The 21,445-nt window shown below is 72.5% G+C and carries 15 protein-coding genes; 9 read left to right on the top strand and 6 right to left on the bottom strand.

Going from position 1 to position 21,445, the window contains the following annotated elements:
* Positions 1–368: 368 nt before the first annotated feature.
* The 5 genes from AC6H2I_RS10610 to AC6H2I_RS10590 all read left to right on the top strand — a co-directional run bounded on the left by AC6H2I_RS10610 (position 369) and on the right by AC6H2I_RS10590 (position 4,783).
* Positions 369–1,388, top strand: a complete 1,020-nt coding sequence (locus AC6H2I_RS10610) for a matrixin family metalloprotease (RefSeq protein ID WP_497500597.1) — start codon at positions 369–371, stop codon at positions 1,386–1,388.
* 70 nt (positions 1,389–1,458) lie between these two features.
* Positions 1,459–2,136, top strand: a complete 678-nt coding sequence (locus tag AC6H2I_RS10605; RefSeq protein ID WP_497500596.1) for a glycosyltransferase family 2 protein — start codon at positions 1,459–1,461, stop codon at positions 2,134–2,136.
* Positions 2,133–2,816, top strand: coding sequence for a glycosyltransferase family protein (locus AC6H2I_RS10600; RefSeq protein WP_497500595.1), 684 nt, complete (start codon positions 2,133–2,135; stop codon positions 2,814–2,816). Before AC6H2I_RS10605 ends, AC6H2I_RS10600 begins: the two co-directional genes overlap by 4 nt.
* Positions 2,813–3,517 carry an acylneuraminate cytidylyltransferase family protein gene (locus AC6H2I_RS10595; protein ID WP_497500594.1) on the top strand — a complete coding sequence of 235 codons (705 nt, stop codon included), beginning with the start codon at positions 2,813–2,815 and terminating at the stop codon, positions 3,515–3,517. Before AC6H2I_RS10600 ends, AC6H2I_RS10595 begins: the two co-directional genes overlap by 4 nt.
* A gap of 51 nt (positions 3,518–3,568) precedes the next feature.
* The gene (locus AC6H2I_RS10590; RefSeq protein WP_497500593.1) at positions 3,569–4,783 is read left to right on the top strand and encodes a hypothetical protein; all 1,215 of its coding nucleotides are present in this window, start codon (positions 3,569–3,571) and stop codon (positions 4,781–4,783) included.
* Between the two features lie 9 nt (positions 4,784–4,792).
* Here the strand turns inward: AC6H2I_RS10590 and AC6H2I_RS10585 are convergent, their stop codons facing one another.
* Together AC6H2I_RS10585 and AC6H2I_RS10580 are read right to left on the bottom strand one after the other, a co-directional pair.
* Positions 4,793–6,496 carry a tetratricopeptide repeat protein gene (locus tag AC6H2I_RS10585; RefSeq protein WP_497500592.1) on the bottom strand — a complete coding sequence of 568 codons (1,704 nt, stop codon included), beginning with the start codon at positions 6,494–6,496 and terminating at the stop codon, positions 4,793–4,795.
* Between the two features lie 31 nt (positions 6,497–6,527).
* A complete protein-coding gene (locus tag AC6H2I_RS10580; protein ID WP_497500591.1) occupies positions 6,528–7,769 on the bottom strand; it encodes a glycosyltransferase family 4 protein in 1,242 nt (413 codons plus the stop codon).
* A gap of 346 nt (positions 7,770–8,115) precedes the next feature.
* Between AC6H2I_RS10580 and AC6H2I_RS10575 the strand changes: the two genes are divergently transcribed.
* From AC6H2I_RS10575 to AC6H2I_RS10560, 4 genes are read left to right on the top strand one after another with little or no spacing between them, the layout of a single operon-like run.
* The gene (locus tag AC6H2I_RS10575) at positions 8,116–9,888 is read left to right on the top strand and encodes a type I secretion system permease/ATPase (RefSeq protein WP_497500590.1); all 1,773 of its coding nucleotides are present in this window, start codon (positions 8,116–8,118) and stop codon (positions 9,886–9,888) included.
* Between the two features lie 7 nt (positions 9,889–9,895).
* Positions 9,896–11,278: an HlyD family type I secretion periplasmic adaptor subunit gene (locus AC6H2I_RS10570; protein WP_497500589.1), complete on the top strand. Its 1,383-nt coding sequence runs from the start codon at positions 9,896–9,898 to the stop codon at positions 11,276–11,278.
* A gap of 40 nt (positions 11,279–11,318) precedes the next feature.
* Complete coding sequence (locus AC6H2I_RS10565; protein ID WP_497500588.1) at positions 11,319–12,263, top strand: glycosyltransferase family 4 protein; 945 nt, start codon at positions 11,319–11,321, stop codon at positions 12,261–12,263.
* Positions 12,260–13,492: a tetratricopeptide repeat protein gene (locus AC6H2I_RS10560; RefSeq protein WP_497500587.1), complete on the top strand. Its 1,233-nt coding sequence runs from the start codon at positions 12,260–12,262 to the stop codon at positions 13,490–13,492. Before AC6H2I_RS10565 ends, AC6H2I_RS10560 begins: the two co-directional genes overlap by 4 nt.
* A gap of 6 nt (positions 13,493–13,498) precedes the next feature.
* Here the strand turns inward: AC6H2I_RS10560 and AC6H2I_RS10555 are convergent, their stop codons facing one another.
* The 4 genes from AC6H2I_RS10555 to AC6H2I_RS10540 all read right to left on the bottom strand — a co-directional run bounded on the left by AC6H2I_RS10555 (position 13,499) and on the right by AC6H2I_RS10540 (position 21,430).
* A complete protein-coding gene (locus AC6H2I_RS10555; protein WP_497500586.1) occupies positions 13,499–15,868 on the bottom strand; it encodes a tetratricopeptide repeat protein in 2,370 nt (789 codons plus the stop codon).
* Between the two features lie 189 nt (positions 15,869–16,057).
* Positions 16,058–17,623: a hypothetical protein gene (locus AC6H2I_RS10550; RefSeq protein WP_497500585.1), complete on the bottom strand. Its 1,566-nt coding sequence runs from the start codon at positions 17,621–17,623 to the stop codon at positions 16,058–16,060.
* A gap of 416 nt (positions 17,624–18,039) precedes the next feature.
* Entirely contained in the window at positions 18,040–20,379 is a 2,340-nt protein-coding gene (locus AC6H2I_RS10545; RefSeq protein ID WP_497500584.1) for a tetratricopeptide repeat protein, read from the bottom strand.
* Positions 20,369–21,430, bottom strand: coding sequence for a Gfo/Idh/MocA family protein (locus AC6H2I_RS10540; RefSeq protein ID WP_497500583.1), 1,062 nt, complete (start codon positions 21,428–21,430; stop codon positions 20,369–20,371). The genes AC6H2I_RS10545 and AC6H2I_RS10540 overlap by 11 nt, the downstream gene beginning before the upstream one ends.
* Positions 21,431–21,445 lie beyond the last annotated feature (15 nt).

The raw sequence follows: 21,445 nt of genomic DNA, 5'->3' as shown, positions 1-21,445 counted from the left end.
CTCCCCCGATGGCGTCCGCGCGGCGCGCCACCACCCCCTTCGCGCGGGGTGGTCGGACGCGCCGCCCACCCCGTTGCGGTGCCTCCCCGCCGCACCCCCAGGCGCCACCCCCTCTGAATAAGCCCTTCCAGAACTCGGAAGACACCGCAAGTCTTATGGCCCCGCCGCGCTGAGTGTCCGAAGGAATGCCCTCAAATCCACTGCCCGGCGTCCTTTTTCTCAAGTGACGTTGTTCTTGCCGAATCCGACGTCGTGAAGGCCACCGGGCAGTCCCGGGGCCTTGATCCATCACGCACGACGGCGTTTCGCCCGGAAGGACCATCCCGTTCCGGCGCCGGACCTCCGTGCGTTCGACACGGGAGACCGGCATGGACGCGACCGCCATCTTGTACCCCGACGGCTGGCGCTGGACGAAGACGGAGCTGACCTACCACATCGACCCGGCCGTGGCGGTGTGGACACCCACCGTCTACACCGCCATGGACGGCTGGGACCGCGCCAGCGGCCTGACGCTGACCCAGGTCGGGTCCGCCGACGCCGCCGACATCCACATCACCACCCTCGACGCCCTGGACGCCCTGGACGCCCCGGAAAACGCCAAGGGCTGGTCGGTGTTCTGGGCCGACGAGGGCGCCGCGCCCACCATCGTCCAGGGCTTCGTCGGGCTGCCGGCATCGCCCGACGTCCATGGCGCGGCGGAATCCATCTGGATCGCCCTGCACGAGGTCGGCCACGTGCTCGGCCTGTCGCACCCCCACCAGACCACGCTGGGCACCCATGGCGACCATGGCGACACCATCATGTCGTACAACCCCGCCGTCGACGGGGGTTACCCGGTCGCCCCGGCGCCGCTCGACGTCGCGGCCATCCAGCGGCTCTACGGGCACGACCGGGTGATCCTCGGCGACGGCGGGGCCGGACCGCAGACCCTGCGCGGCGGCGGCGGGTCCGACCTGCTGAACGGCGGCGCCGGCGCCGACACGCTTTATGGCCACCGCAACCCGGACCGGCTTGCCGGCGGCGCCGGCGACGATTGGCTGCACGGCGGCCAGGGCGACGATACCGTCGAGGGCGGGGGCGGCAGGGACCTGGTGATGGGCGGGGACGGCGCCGACCGGCTCCAGGGTGACGCCGGCGACGACACGCTGGACGGCGGGCCCGGAGCGGACACCTTCGTCTTCACCGCGAACGGCGGCCACGACACGGTGATCGGCTTCGACGCCGCGGCGGGCGACCGGCTGGCGCTGTTCCCCGGCGCGGCGGCCCCGGAGACCGCGTGGTCGACCGCCGCCGACGGCAGCCTGACCCTGGCGCTGGGCGCCGGCAGCACGGTGACGCTGGCCGGGGTCGGCCCCGATGCGCTGGCCGCGGAGTGGTTCGTCGTGTGACGCCGGTTGTGTCCGGGGCCCCGGATGCGGTAGTTGAACGGCACCACACCGGATCGCCGCAACGGGCCCCATGATCAGCGTCGTCCTCCGCTCAAAGAATGAAGCCGCCTGGATCGGGCGGTGCTGCACGGCGTTGCAAAACCAGCGCGTGCGCGACCTCGAAATCGTGCTGGTGGACAACGAATCCACCGACGACACGGTGCCGATCGCGCGGCGGTTCGGGTGCCGCATCCTCACCATCGGCCGCGACACCTTCAGTTACGGCCGCGCCCTGAACGTCGGCATCGAGGCGGCCAGCCACGAGGTGGTTGCGCTGGTCTCGGCCCATTGCGTCCCGGTGGACGAGCTGTGGGGCGACTACCTCCTCGCCCATCTCGGGCCGGAGGGGGACGAGCGGGTGTGCGGCGTCTACGGCCGGCAGGAGCCGCTGCCGGAGACCTCCTACATGGACCGCCGCGACCTGTGGACGACGTTCCGCGAGGAGCGCGTGCGTCAGCGCAAGGACTACTTCTTCCACAACGCCAACTCCGGAATCCGCAAGTCGATCTGGCGCGAGCAGCCGTTCGACGAGGAGATCCGCGGCGTCGAGGACCGGGAGTGGGGCCGCCGCATGATCGCCGCCGGGTACGAGATCGTCTACGAGCCGCACATGCGGGTCTACCATCACCATGGCATCCACCAGGGCCGCGACGAGGGCCGCGCCAAGCGGGTCGCCGAGGTCATCGAGATCATCCGGAGCTCCAAGTGACGACCGCCGTGCCCGAACCGGCCCCCCTGGTCCTCGTCCCGGTGCTGGCGGGGGGGCGCACCGACAGCCTTCTCGCGCCGCTGGCCGGACGCTCCAGCCTGGAGCGCACCCTCGCCGCGGCCGTCGACGACCTGCCCGGCGCGACGGTCGCCGTCACCACCGACTGCCCCCGGGTGCAGGCCGCCGCCCGCGCCTTCGGGCGCGGCGTCGTGGTGCACGAGCGCACCGTGCACGCGTATGTCCCGGCGCTGCTGGCGGCCATGGCCGCGCTGCGGCCGGATGCCGCGGTGGTGGCGGTGCTCGAGGCCACCCATCCGTTCCGCCCGCGCGGCCTGATCGGCCGCACGGTGGCGAACCTGCTCAGCCGGCCCCACCTCGACAGCGTCGCCTGCGTGCGCCAGTTCACGGCCAATCTCTGGCACCTCGAGGGCGATTCCAGCATCACCGCGCTGAGCCCGGGCGGCGACCACCGCGACCGCACCTATTATCAGGAGATGGTCGGCCTCGGCCTGGCGACGCGCCCCCACCTGCTGCGCCAGGGGCGCCGCCTGGGCGACGCCGTCGGCTTCGAGGTGGTCGACCAGTTCTGGGGGCTGGTCGACATCCGCGACCAGGTCAGCCTGGCGGTGGCGCGGGTGATCGCCGACGAACTCGAACAGCTTGAGGGCAACATCCAATGAGCCGCGTCATCGCCATCCTGCCCGCCCGGGGCGGCTCCAAGGGCCTTCCCAACAAGAACATCCTGCCGGTCGGCGGCAAGCCGCTGATCGCCCATTCGGTGGAGCACGCCGTGCGCTCCGGCGTCTGCGACCGGGTGCTGATCACCACCGACAGCGCGGCGATCCGCGACGCCGCCGTCGCCGCCGGCGCCTGGGCCCCCTTCCTTCGCGAGCCCTCGCTGGCGCAGGACCTGACGCCGACGGAGCCGGTGCTGCAGGACGCCCTGGAGCGGGCCGAGGCGGTGGACGGGCCGTTCGACATCGTCGTCTTCCTCCAGCCCACCGACATCTTCCGCGACCCCGCCTGGATCACCCGCGCGGTGACCCTGCTGAAGGAGCGCCCGGAGCTGGAGAGCGCCTTCGCCGCGTACAAGACCCACAAGAATTTCTGGTACCGAACCCCCGAGGGCGAGCTGACCCGGGTCTTCGACTGGATGGCGGTGTACGGGCCGCGGCAGACCCGCACGCCCATCTACCGCGAGGACACCGGCCTGGCCTGCGCCAGCCGCGCGTCGCTGATCCGCCAGGGCCGGCGCATCGGCGACCGCGTCGAGATCATCGAGGTGAGCGACACCGCGTCCGGCATCGACATCCACGACGCCTTCGACCTCTGGCTCGCCGACCAGGCCTACCGCTACCTCAACGGGCCCGGCGAGCGTTGACCACCTCCCGGCCGGCGGCCGGGCGCACCACCGCGGGGTAGCGGGTATCCCATGTGGCGCAGTCTCGTCGCGTTGCTGATCGTCGCGCTCCTGCCCTGGCTGGCCTCCACGCTGGCGGTGCGGATGGGGCTGCGCGGCGATTTCGCCGAGGCCCTGCTCGGCGCGCCGCCGGACGACGGCGTGTGGGCGGAGGACACCCCTCCCGAAGGCTGGCGGGAAAGCGCCTATCTCGCCGCCTACCCCGACGTCGCCGTCGCGGTGCGGCGCGGCGACTTCCCCAGCGGCTATGCCCATTACCGCATGCACGGGGCAGCCGAGGGCCGCGACCTCGGCCAGCCCCTGCCACCGGCTCCCGCACCGGGGCCCTCGGGACCACCGCCGTCCGGCGAGGTCACCGTCACGGTGACCGTCGCCCCGACTGGCGCCCCGACTGGCGCCCCGACTGGCGCGGCGCCGGCCGACCCCGCCGCGACCGCCGTCGCCATGGCACAAGGGGCAGCAGCCGCGACCACGGCCACCGGCACCCCGGCGGAGCCCCCTGGCGATCTGCCGCCGGCTCCGGCCCCCACCGCGCCCGAGGCGGGCGGCGCCCGCTACGTGATCCGCAGTGGCGGCACCCTGGCCCGCGTGGCGGCGATCACCGGCCACACGCCCGAGGCCGTGCGCGCGGCGAACCCCGGCCTTCCCGACACCTGGCTGCCGGGCGGCACGGCGGTGCGCCTGCCGGCAGCGGAGGCGGAGGCGGAGGCGGACGAGGAAGAGGAGGGCGCGGTGGCCGATGCCGTTGCCGGATCGGCGCCGCCCGGATCGGCGCCGCCCGGACCGCCGCGCCCCCCACCGGCCAAGCCGGTGCCGGGCACCGTCGCGCCCGCCACCACCACGCCATCGCCGCCCTCGGCGGCGCCCGCAAGCGGCGGGGCCGAAGCCGCGGCGGTCGCCGTGACCGGTCTGCGCTTCGGCATCCATCCCGAGGCCACGCGCATCGTCCTCGACCTCAGCGGTCCCGCCTCGTCGGCCACCAGCCGTCGCGGCGACGCGCGGACGCTGGTGTTCGACCTTCCGGGCACCCGCTGGACGGTGGCGCCGCGCGGCACGCTGGCCCGCACCACGCCGGGCGTGCGCTACCGGGTCGAGCCGCTGGCTCCCGCCGGCTCCCGCCTCGTCCTCAGCGCCGACGAGCCGATCCGCGTGAAGTACAGCGCGCCCTTCCCGCCCGCGGGCGAGCGCGGCCACCGCATCGTCATCGACGTCGCCCGGGACGAGTGATCGCCGCCGCTACGGGGCGGCGAGCCGATCACCCAGGGCGCCGGCCAGCCGGCCGATCGGCTCCCGCCACTCGCCGGCGGCGGTCTGGCGGACCAGCCGCAGGCTGGGGTACCAGGGGCTGGTCTCGCCGCGGTCGAACCAGAACCACAAGGGGGTGCGCGGCAGCAGCACCAGACCGGGGCGGCCCAGCGCTCCGGCCATATGGGCGTTGATGCCGGCGATGGTGACCACCGCGTCCAGCGCCGCCACCTGGGCCGCGAGGTCCTCCAGGTCGTCGCGCAGGCCTGGGTTGGGGTTGGCGTGCAGGTTGGTGCGGCCGCCCGCCCGCGCCGCCGCGATGTCCGGCCCGGCGTCGCCGTATTGCAGGCTCACGAACGTGACGCCCGGCACGTCGAGGACCGGGACCCAGCGCGCCAGCGGGATCGACTTGCGCCCGCCGGTGCGCGGGTTTCCGCTGGTCCAGGCCAGGCCGACCACCGGCCCCGGGCCGAGCGACGCGAAGGCCGCCCGGTGCCGGCCCACCCGCTCCGGATCGGCGCGCAGATAGCCGCCGTGGGGCCGGAACGATGCCGCGTCGGGGCGCAGCAGGATGGGCAGCCGCATGGTCGAGCTCTGCGCCACGATGTCCGGCGCCCGGGTGCGCGGGTCCGGGGGGTCCTGGCGCGCCACCACCGTCACGGCGGGCCAGGAGCGCCGGAACAGGGCGACGAACCGCCGGTCGGTCTCCAGGACGACGGACACGCCGCGTTCCAGGACCTCGCCCAGCAGCCCGGCCATGACGACCTCGTCGCCGACCCCGAACTCGCCCCACAGCAGCAGGCGGCCGTCGGCCAGCGGCCGACCGTCCCACAGCGGCACCGGGAAGCGGTGCTGGCGCAGGTCGGGCGCCGGTCGGCGCCAGCGCTGGTCGTAGTCGGGATAGCCCGCGGCGAGATCGCCGCGCAGCAGCGCGGTCCAGCCCCGCACGCACAGCGCGGCCGCATCGTCGGGCCGGCGCGCCAGCACGCGTTCCGCCTCGGCCATCGCCTCGTCCAGCCGCCCCTCCTCGTGGAGGGCGGCGACACGGTTGGCGCGCGCGTCCAGGTCATCGGGGTCGGCGGCCAGGGCGCGGGCGTAGAGCGCCTCCGCCAGGTCGGCGCGGCCGCGCCGCTGTTCCACCACCCCCAGCCCGTACCAGGCGCGCGGCGGCGCGTTGGCGCAGGCGATCGCCCGCGCGTAGAACGGACCCGCCGCGTCCAGGTCGCCCTTCTGGACGAGCAGGCCCAGGTTGTACCAGGCCGGGCCATGGCCGGGCGCCAGGGCGACCGCGGCGCGGAGCAGCCGCCCCGCGGCCGCGTCGTCGTCGTCGTCACCGCCGCCGCTCATCAACAGCACCGCCAGGTTGCCGACGGCGCGGGCATCGTCGGGCGCCAGCCGCGCCGCGCGCCGCAGCGCGGCCAGTGCGCTGTCCCGCGCCCCGGCGCCGGACAGCGCCTGGGCAAGGTTGGTGTGGGCCGCGCCGTGCGCGGGATCGGCCGCCAACGCCATGCGGTGGGCCGCAACGGCCTGCGCGGCCAGGCCAAGGCGGGCGTACGCCACCCCCAGGTTGTAGTACACCTGGACGGAGCGGTCGCCGTCGCGAAGCGCGTCGCGCAGGTGCCCGCACACCGCGGCGAAGGCGCCGCGGCGGGCGGCGGCGGCGGCGGCGGCGAGGGGTGCGGCCGCGGCGCTCACCGCCCGCGCTCCCGCCGCCCCGCCACCGGTGTCACGGCGCCCCCAGGCCGCGCGGACGGCGGCGCGCCGCGACGTCCTCGATGAGTTGCATCTGCGCCGGAATGCAGACGCCCCGCAGGTCGTAGCGCTCCTGCACGGTGCGGCGCGCCGCCGCCCGCAGCGCCGCCATGTGGTCGGGGTGGTCGAGCACCGCGTCCAGCCGGTCGGCCACCGCCCGGGCGTCCCAGAAGTCCACCAGCAGCCCGTTGCGCCCGTCCTCGATGACCTCGGCGACCGGCGCGGTGTCGGAACCGACGATCAGGCAGCCGGCGGCCATCGCCTCCAGCATCGACCAGGACAGCACGAACGGGAAGGTCAGGTAGACATGGGCCCGCGAGACCTGGAGCACCCGCAGGAACCGGTCGTAGGGGACCTTGCCCAGGAAATGGACGCGGGCGGGGTCGATCCGCACCTCGGCGAGCATCTTCTCGCGCCAGTTCGCGGCGTCCTTGGGCGCGCTGCCGTAGCTGATGTCGTCGCCGCCGACGATGACCACCTGCGCCTTCGGGCGGCGCCGGCAGACCTCCTCCAGCGCCGTCATGAAGGTGGGAAAGCCGCGGTAGGGCTCGAGGTTGCGGGCGACGTAGGTGATCACCTCGTCGTCGCGGGTGAGCACCGTGCCGTCCGGCAGGGGGAGGGTGGCCGCCGGATCGGGCCGGCACAGGTCGGTGTCGACGCCCTCGTGGATCACCGAGATCCGGTCGCGGAAGGCGTCCGGATGGAGGCTCCATTGCCAGCGCGTCGGGGTGATGCCCCAGTCCATCGCCTCCATGCCGACCAGCATGTGGGCGTTGCGGCACCGCGTGCGGGCCATCTTGTCGACGTCCGGAACGGTCTCCGGGTCGAAGCCGATGTCGGCGCCGCGCGCGCGGTAGTAGAACTCGCAGTAGGCGAGCAGCGGGCTGTCGGGATAGACGTCCTTGATGAACATCGCCTCGCCCCAGCCGGTGTGGGCGCAGATCACGTCCGGCGTGAAGCCCGACTGCTGCAGCGCCAGGGCGGAGCGCACCACGCCCTGGCCGTAGAGGACGTGCCCCTCGAGCTGGCGCAGGTAATGGTGGGTCGACGGGTGCGGTTCACGCGACGGCTTGTAGGTCCCCTTGCGCACCCCAGGTATGTCCGGCTTGCCTTCCCGGGTGATGAAAGCGACCTGATGGGCCTCGTCGGCGGCCATCAGACGGGCCAGGTGCTTGTACTGGCCGGGCATGTTCTGATGGATGAACAGGATCTTCATGGGGTGGGACCGTGGGCGGTGCGTTGTTTCGGAAGGCGGGCGCCACCCGTTCCCTGAAGAATGGGCTGGCCCGCAACGCGGCTCACGGCTATACACTCTCATCCATGAACCATCAATGCGCGATGCGCCCGCCATTGCTGCGGACCCGTGACCGCGGGTGTCCCCGGCGGCGCGCGCAGGCACCACGGCCGGCAACACCTTTTTTGGCAACGCGAAAGCGCCTGCCCCGATTGCCGCCCGATTTCGTAGTATGATGCGATGACACGGCCGCCGTGGACAACCATCCTCTAGTCAACGGCCCTCCCGTCGACGGCCATCGCGCCCCTCAGACCAGGAACGAACGAGAATGAGCGTGTTCGGCAAGCAGCCCGTCCGGACGGCCAGCGGCGACGAGCTGGTGCGCGAGGTGTTCCGCGCCAGCCGCAGCGCCCTGATGGCCGCCGGCGTCTTCAGTCTGGTTATCAATCTGTTCGTCCTGGTGCTGCCCCTCTACATGTTCTCGGTGTTCGACCGGGTGCTGAACAGCCACAGCGTGCCGACGCTGGTGTTCCTGTTCCTGATCGCCAACTTCGCGCTGCTGATCCAGCTGGGCGTCGACGTGGCGCGGTCCTACGTCCTCATCCATCTCAGCGCCTGGATGGACCGTGCGCTCAGCCCGTCGCTGCTCAACGCCTCCATCGCCAGCGCCCTGATCCGCGGCAACCCGCGCAACACCGACGGCCTGAACAAGCTGAACTCCCTGCGCACCTTCCTGTCGGGACAGCAGATCTACGTGCTGATGGACGCGCCGTGGATCCCGGTGTTCCTGGCCGTGCTGTTCGTCCTGAACTTCTGGATCGGCATGGTCGCCGTCGCCGGCTCGGTGGTCCTGGTCCTGTTGACGGTGATCAACAACTTCGTCACGCGGCCCGCCCTGATGCGGGCCAACCGCTCCCACGCCACCGCCAACCGCCAGGTCCAGGCGGCGGTGCGCAACGCCAACGTCGTGGAATCCATGGGCATGACGCCGGCGGTGCTGGCGCGGTGGAACGAGAGCAACGCCGAAGTCCTCCACGAGCAGGGGGCCGCCAGCAAGAAGGCGGCGTATGTTTCGGCCACCTCCAAATACGCCCGCATGGCGATCCAGATGGCCATCATGTCGACGGCCGCGCTGGAGATCATCACCCCCGGCAGCACGCTGACCGGCGGTGCCATGATGGCGGCGACCATCCTGGCCGGCCGGGCGCTGATGCCGTTGGAGCAGATCATCTCCAACTGGCGCTCGCTCAAGGACGCCCAACAGAACTACCGCGATCTGCAGGACATCCTGCGCCGCACGGGGATGCGCCCGCGGGCGAGCGTGGTGCCGCCCAATCCGCAGGGCCGGCTGACCGTGGAGAATGTGAGCTTCCATCCCCGCGGCGCCGAGCGCCCGGTGCTGTCGCGGGTCTCGTTCACGGTCGAGCCGGGCGAGGTGCTGGGCGTCGTCGGCCCCTCGGCCGCCGGCAAGTCGACCCTGGCCCACCTGCTGGCCGGGCTGCAGGCGCCGACCGTCGGCCACGTCCGCCTCGACGGTGCGGACATGGCGTCCTGGCCGTCGGAGGATCTCGGGCGCTACCTCGGCTACCTGCCCCAGGACGTGGAGCTGTTCGGCGGCCCGCTGCGCGACAACATCTGCCGTCTCGACCCCGACGCCACGCCCGAGGCGATCATCGACGCCGCCGAGATGGCCGGGCTCCACGAGATGATCATGCACATGCCGCGCGGCTACGACACCGACGTCGGCGACCAGGCGACCTTGCTGTCGGGCGGCCAGCGCCAGCGCGTCGGCCTCGCCCGCGCCCTCTATGGCAGCCCGCGGCTGCTCATCCTGGACGAGCCGAACGCCAGCCTCGACACCTCGGGCGAGCAGGCCCTGCGCCAGGCCGTGCTGGCGGCCAAGGAGCGGGGAGCCGCCGTCATCATCATCGCCCACCGCCCCAGCATCCTGGCGATCGCCGACAAGGTGCTGGTGCTGCAGAACGGCACCGTGCAGCGGCTGGGCGAGCGCGACCAGATCCTGCCGCTGATCACCGGCCAGCGCGCCGCCGCGGCCCCGGGTCCCAACGTCACCATGATCTCCAAGCAGGCCAACGGGTAACCCAGCCATGAACGGAAGCCTGACCGTGGGCACCGCCGGCGCGCCGCCGGCGGCCCCCCTTCCCAAGCGCCTTCCCGCCTTCTCGGGCGTCGACCAGAACGCACCGAAGCCATGGCGCCGGGCCACCCATGTCGGTTACCTGATCATCGTGCTGTTCTTCGGCGGCTTCGGCGGCTGGGCCGCCATCGCCCCGCTGGGCAGCGCGGTGATCGCCCCCGGAAGCCTGCGCGTCGATTCCGCGCGCAAGACCGTCCAGCCCGCGGCGGGCGGCGTGGTCGCCGACCTGCTGGTGCGCGAGGGCCAGCGCGTCGACGCCGGCCAGGTGCTGGTGCGGCTCGACCGGGTGCGGGCCGAAGCCGAATCCGAGATGGTGCGCAACCAGTACTTCGCCACCTTGATGCAGGAGGCGCGCCTGATCGCCGAGCGCGACGACCTGCCGGCGATCACCGTGCCGGAGGAGGTGGAGGCGGAGCGTGGCGACCCCCTCATCGAATCCATGATCAAGGCGCAGACCAACGTCTTCACCAGCCGCCGGGCGACCCTCGAAGGGCAGATGCGCATCCTCCAGGAGCGCATCGCCCAGACCCGGACCGAGATCGAGGCGTTCCATGGCCAGCGGGCGTCGCTGGAGAAGCAGCTCGCGCTGATCCAGCGCGAGGCCGACGGCGTGCGCGAACTGCACGAGAAGGGGCTGGAGCGTCTGCCGCGCCTGTTGTCGCTCGAGCGCAACCTCGTCAGCCTCGAGGGCCAGATCAGCAACACCGACGCCACCATCGCCCGCGCCCAGCAGCGCATCGGCGAGATGGAGCTGCAGGTCATCGACCTGCAGCAGCAGTTCGACCGGGACGTGGCCAACGAGCTGCGCGCCACGTCGATCAACGCGAACGACCTGCGCGAGCGGATGATCATCGCCGGCGACACGCTGATGCGCCTCGACATCGTCGCGCCGCGTTCGGGCCGGGTGGTGGACCTCAAGCTGCACACCGTGGGCGGCGTGGTCGGCAGCGGCCAGGCGCTGATGGACATCGTGCCCGACGACGAGGACATGATCGTCGAGGCCCGCGTCAAGACCGCCGACATCGACAACGTCACCGCCGGGGCCCCGGTGCAGGTGCGCCTGACCGCCTTCAGCCAGCGCTACACCCACCCCATCGCGGGCACCCTGGACAGCGTGTCGGCCGACGCCGTGACCGACCAGGCGACCGGCCAGCCCTACTACCGCGTGCTCATCAAGCTCGACCCGGAGTCGCGCGAGCACATGCTGCCGGGCGTCGAGCTGACCTCGGGCATGCCGGCGATGGCGATCATCTCGGTCGGCGAGCGGACCCTGCTGACCTATTGGCTGAGCCCGCTGCTGCGCAGCTTCGAGTTGGCCCTGCGGGAACCCTGAGGCACGTTTCCGCCACCACCCGACGCGACCCGGAGCCCCCATGGCGGCCAAGCGCATCCTCTACGTGACCGACAACCCGGAGCGGCCGACCGGCGGCACCATCATCGCGCGCGACCACGTCCGCATCCTGGTCCGCCACGGCTTCGACGCCGCGCTCCTGGTCCGGCGCAACGTGGCCTCGGACTTCTACGACGCCGGCGTGCCGATGATCGCGATGACGCCGGACTTCGTGCCGGCGCCGGACGACATCGTCGTCGTGCCGGAACCGTGGAACGACGTCCTCTCGGCCATGGCCGGCCGGCCGGGGCGCCGGGTGGTGTTCTGCCAGAACCACCACTACGTCTTCTACGGGATGGGCTTGGGGGGAAGCTACGAACACTATGGCGTGTCCACGGTGTTCTGCTGTGGCGAAGTCATCGCGGATTACCTGCGGACCGTGCTGGGCTACGCCCAGGTCCCGGTGGTCCACAACGGCATCGACACCAGCCTGTTCCGCCCCGCCGCCGCCAAACGGCGGCAGATCGCCCTGATGCCGCGGAAGATGCAGGTCGAGAGCGTGTTCCTGCGCGAGACCTTCCGCCGCCGCCACCCGCGCCACGACCGCGTGCCATGGATCGTCATCAACGACGTGCCGCGCCAGGAGGTCGCCCGCGTCCTCGGGGACTCGGCGGTGTTCCTCGCCCTCGGCCGGCTTGAGGGCTTCGGGCTTCCGCCGCTGGAGGCGATGGCCGCGGGATGCCTCGTCGCCGGCTTCACCGGCGGGGGTGGCAACGAGTACGCCACCGAGGACAACGGCCTGTGGTGCGCCGCCGACGACTGGCTCGGCTGCACCGACGCGCTGGCCCGCGCCATGGACCTCTGTCTTGCCCCCACCGACGAGACGCGGCGGCGCCGGCGCGCCGGAATGGAGACGGCACACCAGCACGGCTTCGACCGCATGGAACGCGAACTGCTGGCGTTCTGGAGCGCCGAGGTGGCGCTGTGACCCACCCGCGCAAGCGAGCGTACACGCTTCAGGAGGCCATGGCGCGCGGCGAGCTGGAGATGAAGAAGGGGCGCTACGAACGCGCCGCCGATCTCTACGGCCAGCTCGTTGCGGCGCGGCCCGACTACGTTCCGGCCCTCGCCCAGGGAGCCCGGTCGCTGCACCGCTTGTGCCGGTTCGAGGAGGCGGCCCGCCTGCTGCGCGCGGCGGTCGTGCAGACGCCGGACGATGGCCGGCTGCTCTTCAACCAGGCCAACGCGCTGCGTGCCGACGGGCGGCAGGACGCGGCGATCGCCCTCTACCGGCGCGCCCACGCGCTGGAGCCGGACCGCGAGGAGATGAACGTCGGCCTCGGCCTGGCCCTGATGCAGGCGGGCTCCTGGCCCGAGGGGATGGCGTACTACGAGCGGCGGAACACGCGCCGCGCGTTCCTCGCATGGGCCGCTCAGGCCGGCCTCGCGGTCTGGGACGGCGGACCGGTGGCCGGGCGGCGCATCCTGCTGGTGGCCGAACAGGGCGCCGGCGACGTCATCCACTTCGTCCGCTACGCCCATCTGCTGGCCATGCAGGGGGCCACCGTCGTCCTCAACGCCCACCCTCCGCTGCGCCGGCTCCTGGACGGTGCCCTGGGGGTCGGCGAGGTTCTCGACGGCCCCTTGGACGGCTGTGACATGGCCGAGCTCGTGCTGAGCCTTCCGGCGCGATTCGCCTCGACGCCGGACAGCGTCCCGGCGCCCATCCCCTATCTGACGGCCCCGGCCACCCCGGCCGTCGATCTGCCGGATCAAGGCCGGCCGCGGGTCGGGCTGGTGTGGGCGGGCAATCCCCGCCATGCCCACGACGGCTGGCGGACGATCCCGTTCGACGCGTTCCGACGTCTCCTCGACGTCGAGGCGATCGATTTCTACGCTCTCCAGAAGGGCGCGCACGGCGCCGATCCGCGCATGGCGGACCTCGGCCCGGCGCTGGCGGACTTCGCCGACACCGCGTCGGTGATCGCCCGCCTCGACCTCGTCGTCACCGTCGACACCTCGGTGGCCCACCTCGCCGGCGCGCTGGGCAAGCCCGTGTGGATCCTGCTGGGGGCCCAGGCCGACTGGCGCTGGCTGCGGGACCGGTCGGACACCCCATGGTATCCGACCGCCCGCCTGTTCCGGCAGCGCCGCCTGGGCGACTGGACACCGGTCCTGGACACGGTCGCCACGGCGCTGGCCGCCTGGCGCGGCTGACCCGGGTCAGCGCCCGGCGCGCCACGCCTCGATTTCGCCCCGGACGGTGGCGAGTGGCCCGTCCCAGCGCTCCAGCGCCTTGCGGAAGAACAGCCGCATGCTGGGGTACCACGGCACGTAGGGCATGCCGAGCTGCTGCCACACGCGGTTGATCTCGGAGGTGCGGAACACCCAGGTGGGGACGCCGAGCGCGCCGGCCATCCACGCCACCGAGATCAAGGGTGTGACGACCAGATCCAGGGCCGCGATCAACGCCATCACGTCGTCGAGGTCGTCCTTGAGGTCGATGCCCTCGGGATGAACGAAGCGGAAGCCGTGCTGCCGGCCGAGCGCCTCGAACGCCTCCACCTCCTCCGGCGCCGTGGAATACTGGAGGTTGACGACACAGGCGCCCTCGGGCAGGGCCCGGGCGATGTCCTCCGGCGCGAGGTACTGTATGTCGCGCGTCCGGTTGTGCAGGGCGCTGCGCCAGGACAGGCCGATCAACGGGCTTCCCTCTCCGGCGCGCTCGGCAAGATAGCCGCGCCAATGCGCCAGGCGGTCGGGATCGACCGTGAGATGGCCGTCCGTGCGGACGACGCGGCGGCCGGCATGATGGCAGGTGCGGTAGATCTGCTCCCGGGTCTCGGCCCAGAACAGCTTGGGCAAGTGACCCGCGGGAACCTTGTAGCGGACGTACCCGGCGGCCTTGGACGGGTGCTTCTCGTCCGAACGGGCGATCACCTCGACCCCTGGGAAGCTGCGGGCGAACAGCGGCACCAGCCGCTTGTCGCAATCCAGCACCACCCGTTTGGCGATCCGCCGGAGATGGTGGATGTACCAGGAGAACATGACCTCGTCGCCCATCCCCTGCTCCATGTAGACCAGGACGCCGCAGTCACTGAGGTCCTGGCCGGTCCATTCGGGCTGGGGAAACGCCCGCTTGGGCGACGGGAAATCGGGCAGGGCGAACCGCCAGTCGTAGTGCTGGAACCCCTCACGGATCTCACCCATCATCAACAGGGTGATGGCCAGGTTGTGGTGGGCTTCGGCGTACTCGGCCTTGAGCGAGAGGGCCGTGCGGAAATTGTCCACTGCGGCGTCCAGGCGGCCGAGCGCGCGCCGCGTGATGCCGAGGTTGAGCCAGGCCGACGCCGCGGCGTCGTTGCAGCGGACGGCGTTGTGCGCCGCGGCTTCGGACTCCGTGGCCCGGTACTGGATCGCCAGGGACACGCTGAGCGCGTTCCAGGCTTTGGCGTAGTTGGGCTGGATGCTCACGGCCCGGCGCAGCAGGGTCTCCCCCTCCTCCGCGCGGGTCAGTTCGTTGCAGGTGAACCCGGCGTTGTAGTACAGACCCGCGGCCGATGGGTCCCTCAGGATGGCGGCGCGCAGACAGGTCACCGCCAACGCCTTGTCACCGGCCGTTTTCAGGTGGATGGAGAGGGTGTTCCAGGCCCCCAGGTTCTCCGGCCCGGTGTTCAGCGTGGCACGGATGACGGCGATGGCCTCCGCCTTGCGCTCGGTGGCCAGCAGGCTTTCGACCAGGCGCTGCGCCAGATCGGTGTCGGCCGGGTCGGCGCGGTGCAGCGGCAGCAGATGCTCGGCCGCCTCGGCGTGCCGTCCGGCGGCGTGGAGCAGGCGTCCGGCGCCCGCGTGCGCGTCCGACCGGGCGTCGGGATGGGCGCAGGCCTGGAGGAAGTGGCCGAGCGCCTCGTCCGTACGCCCGAGTCCCTGGCACGCCCTGCCCAGCAAGGTCCGCACCGCGGCGTCGTCGGCCCGTACGCCCTTCAGCACCGCAAGCGCGGCGGCGTGGTCGCCATCGACCAGCAGGCGGCCGGCCTTCAGCAGCGCGGCGGGCCGGTAGGTGGCATCCGACTCCAGCGCACGGTCGACGAAGCCGTCGCCGAGAGCGGCGGCGCCGTGCTTGAGGCAGCACACCGCCACCAGATAGCAGGCGTCGACGTCCAGGGGCGTCGACGCCGTCACCGTACGCGCGAACGCCACGACCGCGTCCGAGTCCCCGATGGAGAACAGAGCCTTCACCAGCCGTTGCGGCGCCGTGGCGTGATCGGGAAAGCGCCGCAACAGCGCCTGGTAGACGGCGGCGGCATCCGAGCGCCGTCCGACCAGGTCCAGAGCGAGCGCCTGATTGTACGCCGACACCGGGCCGTCGTCGCGCCCTGCGGCCAGGGTGAACAGGCGAAGCGCGTCCTGCGGACGGCTGCGGCGGACTTCCACGTTGCCCAGGATGTTCAGGGCGTCCACCGAGGCTGGGTTGCGGTCCATGGCCGCGCGGGCCAGGCGTTCCGCCTCGTCCAGGTTGCCGACGCGCAGCGCGGTGCGCGCGTCGGCGATCAGCGCCGCGTCGGGCGAAGTGCGTTCGTCGACAAAGGTCATTCTGCTGTCGCTCGTGGAAAACCGTCGGATGGTGTCGGTCGCCGGACCCCGTTCGGCCGGCGAACGGCCGCACCATAGCACAGCGGCACGGCCGGCGGCAGCCGCGGCCGTCCACCCGCGCGCTGTCCCAAAAACAAAACGGGGGCGTCCCGAAGGACGCCCCCGCAATGCCAGGCAAGGCCCGAAGGATCAGCCGGTGAACGAGAAGTCGTTCGCCTCGAGCGTGCTGACACCCGTGATCTGCAGGTGCAGGTACTCACCCGCGCTGCCACCCGTGATGTAGACGTCGAGGGTGCTGCCGTTGACCGAGTAGGTCACCGAGCCGAGCGCACCGTAGCTGGAGCCCAGGGCGATGGTCGGCTGGATCAGCGAGCCCGTGCCGAAGCCGGCCAGACGGATCACGTCGTCGGTCTTGAAGTCGGCGATGAGGTGGAACTCACCGGCGACCTGCGAGGCCGCACCCGCGTCGGTGCTGAAGGCGAAGACGTCGGCGCCGTCGCCACCGAACAGGGTGTCGCTGCCGGCCGAAGCGGCACCGGTCACCCACAGGGTGTCGTTGCCGTCACCACCGGAGAGCAGGTCCGTGCCCGAGGCGTTGGCGTACAGCACGTCGTTGCCCGCACCGCCGAACAGGGTGTCGCCCGTCGCCGCCACAGCGTTGGCCATGCCGCCGCCGTAGATGGTGTCGTCGCCGTCGTCGCCGTACAGGGCCTCCGCAGCGGTCGCACCGCCGAGGATGGAGTCGTTGCCCGTACCGCCGAACAGGGTGACCGAGGTCGCCGCGCCCGTGCCGTCGAGGGTGTCGTTGCCGTCCTGGCCGTAGGCCACGCCGCCGCCACCGAGGGTGAAGAAGACCGCGTCGTCGCCTTCCTCGCCGTACATGGTCACGACGCCGCTCGAGGAGAGCAGACGGTCGTTGCCCAGGCCGCCGAACAGCGTGTCGGTGTTGCCACCGCCATCGAGGGTGTCGTTGCCGTCGTTGCCGTACAGCAGGTCGTTGGCCGAACCGCCGCCGACGAAGTCGTTGCCGGCGCCGCCGAACATGGTGTCGTTGCCGTCACCACCGACCAGCGAGTCGGCGCCTTCGTTGCCGTAGACCAGGTCGTTGCCGGCGCCGCCGTCGATGGTGTCGTTGCCGTCACCGCCGTAGATGCTGTCGTTGCCCGCGGTGCCCGCGACGGAGTCGGCACCGAGGTTGCCGTAGATCACGTCGTTGCCGTCACCACCGTCCATGGTGTCGTTGCCCTGACCGCCGAACAGCGTGTCAGCGCCAGCGCCACCGATCACCGAGTCCGCGTCGAGCTGGCCGTACAGCAGGTCGTCGCCGGCCGTGCCGAGCAGGATGTCCGCGCCCTGGCCACCGAACAGCGTGTCATTGCCGGCGCCGCCGTCCATGACGTCGCTGCCGAGGTTGCCATAGATCACGTCGCCGGCATCGTCGCCGTACAGCGTGTCGTTGGACTGGCCGCCGAAGATGGTGTCGGCATCCGTGCCGCCACGGATGCTGTCGGCGCCGAGCTGGCCGTACAGGAGGTCGTTGGCGCTGTCGCCGATGATGGTGTCGCCATCCTGGCCACCGAAGATGGTGTCGGCGCCCGCGCCACCGTCCAGAAGATCACTGCCCTGGTTGCCGTACAGCAGGTCGGCGCCGTCGACGGCGCTGATGGTGTCGGAGCCGGTCAGGCCCGTGATGGTATCAGCGCCCGACGTACCGGTAAGGTTGTCGCTCGACGTGGTACCCGTTGTATTTGCCATTTCTTTCAACTCCCGTAAGCTTCGAAGCTAGTGCGAGCATTGTTGGGGGGCTGAACCACTGATCAGCTCCAACGGGAACTCGGTGATCCACTTTCCATGTCGCCCCCATCAATTCACGAGCCCATGTCCTTGCCGGCCAAGGAGCACAAGGCGCATTCCTTGTACAGGGACCCACACCCGCACGCAAGCACGCCGCGCGATCCAGAATAACCAAATTCGCCAGCTCTTTGATGGTTGGGCTACAGTGTTGCGACAGAGACACACAGCCCTCCCGCACGACCGATGGGCGGCCGACGCACGGCCATCCAGGCGCGCCCCCGCAGGACGGCGCGCCGGCCGCCGCGGGCGATTCCGCAGGTCCGCGGCCACCGGTTGCGCCGTGCCGCGCGATGCGACCTTCGGATGCGCCGGTGCCATCAGGGTGCGGACCCGCCGGGAAACGCCCCCGCGCGCCGCGCCAGGAGGGCCGCGGCCTCGGCCAGCGCCGACTCCCAGCCACCCGCCTGGTCCTGCCACACCGTCTGGACCCTGGGCAGCCACACCGGCCGGGACCCCTTTCGGCCGTAGCGCCAGTCGTCCTGGTCCTTGCGCAGCACCGCGATCGCCGGGCGGTCGACGGCGTGGGCCATCGCCACGGTGGCGTTGGCGATCGACACCACGACGTCGCACGCCGCCACCTGTGCGGCAAATCCGTCGAGGTCCTTCAACGCGTCGATCTCCGGGTCGACGATCACGTCGACTCCGGCGCGCCGGCGCAGCGCCCGGACGTCCTCCGTCACGTCGCCGTACTGGAGGCTGACCAGCGCCGCCCCGGGCACCGCGGCGGCCAGCGCATGCCAGTCCTCCAGCGGCGCCGCGAACGACCGGTGCACGATCGGCTTGCGGCTGCGCCAGGCGACGCCGATGACCGGCGCGCCGCGGCGCCGATAGCGTTGCCGCAGCCGCGCGACCTGGGTGGGGTCCGGTGTGAGGTATCCGGGCTTTGGCGGCCCGGCATGGGGCCAGGTGTGGCGCAGCACACTTCCCAACGGGATCTGGAGGTCGGCGGCCACGGCACGGGGATCCGGGGGATCGGTGTGATCGACGAAGGTCGTGCCCGGGAACGACCGCTGGAACAGCGGGATCAGCCGGCCGATGCATTCGACCACGCACCGACCGGCTCGACCGAAGACGACCGGCAGCGTCCCGGCGTCCCAGATCTCGTCGCCGACGCCCTGCTCCCCCCACACCAGCAGCGTTCGCCCGGCCAGCGGCTCGCCCGACCAGACAGGCATGGCGAAACTCGGCTCCGGGCCGAGGTGCCGGGCCGAGGAGAACGCCGGCAGACGCCAGCGCCACTCATACTCTTCCAGGCCGAGCGCCGTCTCGCCGGCCGCCAGCAGCGCGTAGGCGCGGTTGTAGCGGGTGCGCGGCGCGTCGGGCACGATCGCCACCGCGTGCCCGTAGCTGACCAGGGCGTCGTCGACACGGCCCTGCCCCTTCAGCGCGATGCCCAGCGCGTGGTGGGCCGGCTCGAACCCGTCGGCCAGGCGCATCGATCGGCGCGCCAGCCCCTCCACCAAGGCCCAGTCGCGGGACTCGACGAGCGCCACGGCGGCGTTGCTGAGCGTCGCCGGGTCGTCGGGCCACACGGCGCACGCCCGGCGCGCCAGCTCGGTCGCCCGGTCCGCCAACCCGCCGTCGCGCATGGCCAGGATCAGCAAGGCCGCGGCGGTCCGATCCGCCGGCGCGCGCCGCAGGGCGCGCCGGCCCCAGCGCAGCGCCTCGTCATGCCGGCCCAGGCGGCCGGTGCATTCCGACAGCCGCACCAGGGCCTGCAGGTCGTCGGGATGGCGCGCCGCCAGGGTGCGGGCAACCGCCAGGGCGCGCGCCCACCGGTGGTGGTGGACCAGGCGCGCCACCCACTCGCAGGCCGCCTCGCGGTCGGCAGGGTCAACGACCACGGCGCGCCGCAACAGCCGGTCGCCGCTCCCGTCCGGCCCGTCGTCCGGGGCGCTTGCGCCGTCAACCCGGTCGAGGCGCCGCCACGTCGCCGCGGCGTCCGGGGCGAGCGCGGCGCTGCGGTGCAGCGCCTCCCGCGCCGCCGCGCGGCGGCCCGTCACCGACAGCGCGGTCGCCCGATCACGCCACAGCGCGGCGTCGGCGGGGCGCAGCCGCAGGGCGGCGGTCGACGCCTCCACCGCCTCGGCGCCGGCCCCCGATGCGGTCAGCATGGCCGCCAGATTGACCCGCGCCTCGACGTGGTCGGGCCGCAGCACCAGAGCCCGCCGCACCGCGACGATGGCCGATGGCGTGGCCCCCGCCTCGTGCCGGCACAAGGCGACGTTGACCAGCCCCTCCGCCAGGTCCGGTCGGAGCGCCAGGGCGCGGCGGAACGCCCGCGCCGCGTCGTCGCTGCGGGCCGCGGCGCGCATTAGGTTGCCCGCGTTGAAATGCAACTCGGGGCGCTGCGGGTCCACCGCCAGCGCCCGGCCCAGCGCCGCCTCCGCGGCCGCTCCGGCCCCGGCCCGTCGCAGCGCGCCCGACAGGTTGGCCCAGCCGGCCATGCCGCCCGGCTCGACCACCAGCGTGCGGCGGAACAGGCGCGCCGCCACGGCGGCCCGGTCCATCCGCATCAACGTGCGGCCGAGCAGCATGGCCGCCGGCCCGCACGCCGGGTCGCCGCGCAGCACCGCGTCCGCGACGGCGGCCGCCTCGCTCAAGCGCCCCACCGCGAGCGCCGCTTCGGCGCCGCTCAGCCGGGGGTCAGAGGCCAAGGCGTCGCGACACCGGGGCGTCCGCCAGCGACACCCAGCCGCCCCGCTCCATGCTGGCGTAGAGGGCGTGCAGCAGGCGCAGCGATCCCATGCCCTCGTCGACGCCCACGGGCACGTCGGTGCGCCCGGCGCGCAGCGTCTCGATCACCCCGCGCAGGTAGGGGCCGTGGCCGAGCCCGTAGCCGTTCGGGACGTCCTGGGACAGGCGGGCCGGCACCGTCGCGTCGTCGGCCTGCGGCGTCACCGGCTCCCAGGTCTCGATGCGGTTGAGCGCGATGCCGCCGATCTTGGCCAGCGCCCCCTCGCCGACCAGGTGCAGCGACGCCTCGACGTCGCGCGGCCGGGCCGAGGTGGTGGCCTCGATGGTGCCCATGGCGCCCGACGCGAAGCGCACCGCCGCCACCGCGGTGTCCTCCGCCTCCAGGCGGTTGAGCACGGCCTGGCCATGGGCGCACACGGACTCGACCGGCCCGGCGATCCACTGCAGCGCGTCCAGATGGTGGATGGCCTGCTGGGCCAGAACGCCGCCGTCCATCGACCAGCGGCCATGCCACGGGTCGTCGTAATAGCTCTGGGTGCGGCACCAGTGCACCCGCACGCCGGCCAGAACGATCCGGCCGAACCGCCCGTCGTCCACCGCACCGCGCAGGAACCGAATCGCCGGGTTGTAGCGGTTCTGCTTCACCACCGCGCAGATGGTGCCGCGCGCGGCGGCCGCGTCGCGCATGGCGAGCGCGTCATCGGGACGCAGGGCCACCGGCTTCTCGACGACGACGTGGAGTCCACGCTCGATCAGCGCCAGCGCGTGGCGCGCGTGGTTGCCGGATTCGGTCAGCACGCACACCAGGTCCGGCCGCTCCTCGGCGAGGCCGTCGATGCCGTCGACCACCCGCGCCCCCAGCGCGGCGGCGAAGCGCTCGGCCTTGCCGGCCACCTGATCGGCGCAGGCGACCACCTGCGCCTCCCCCGCCAACTCGTCGCGGAACACTTCGAGGTAGCGCTGCGAAACCCGGCCGCAGCCGAGCACGCCGACACGCACGGGATTGCTCAAGACGGCGCCTTCCTG

This window comes from Azospirillum sp. NS33 (genome assembly GCF_059703765.1).
Note: the sequence above shows the minus strand (reverse complement) of the source record. Positions and strands in the feature narration are given on the sequence as shown.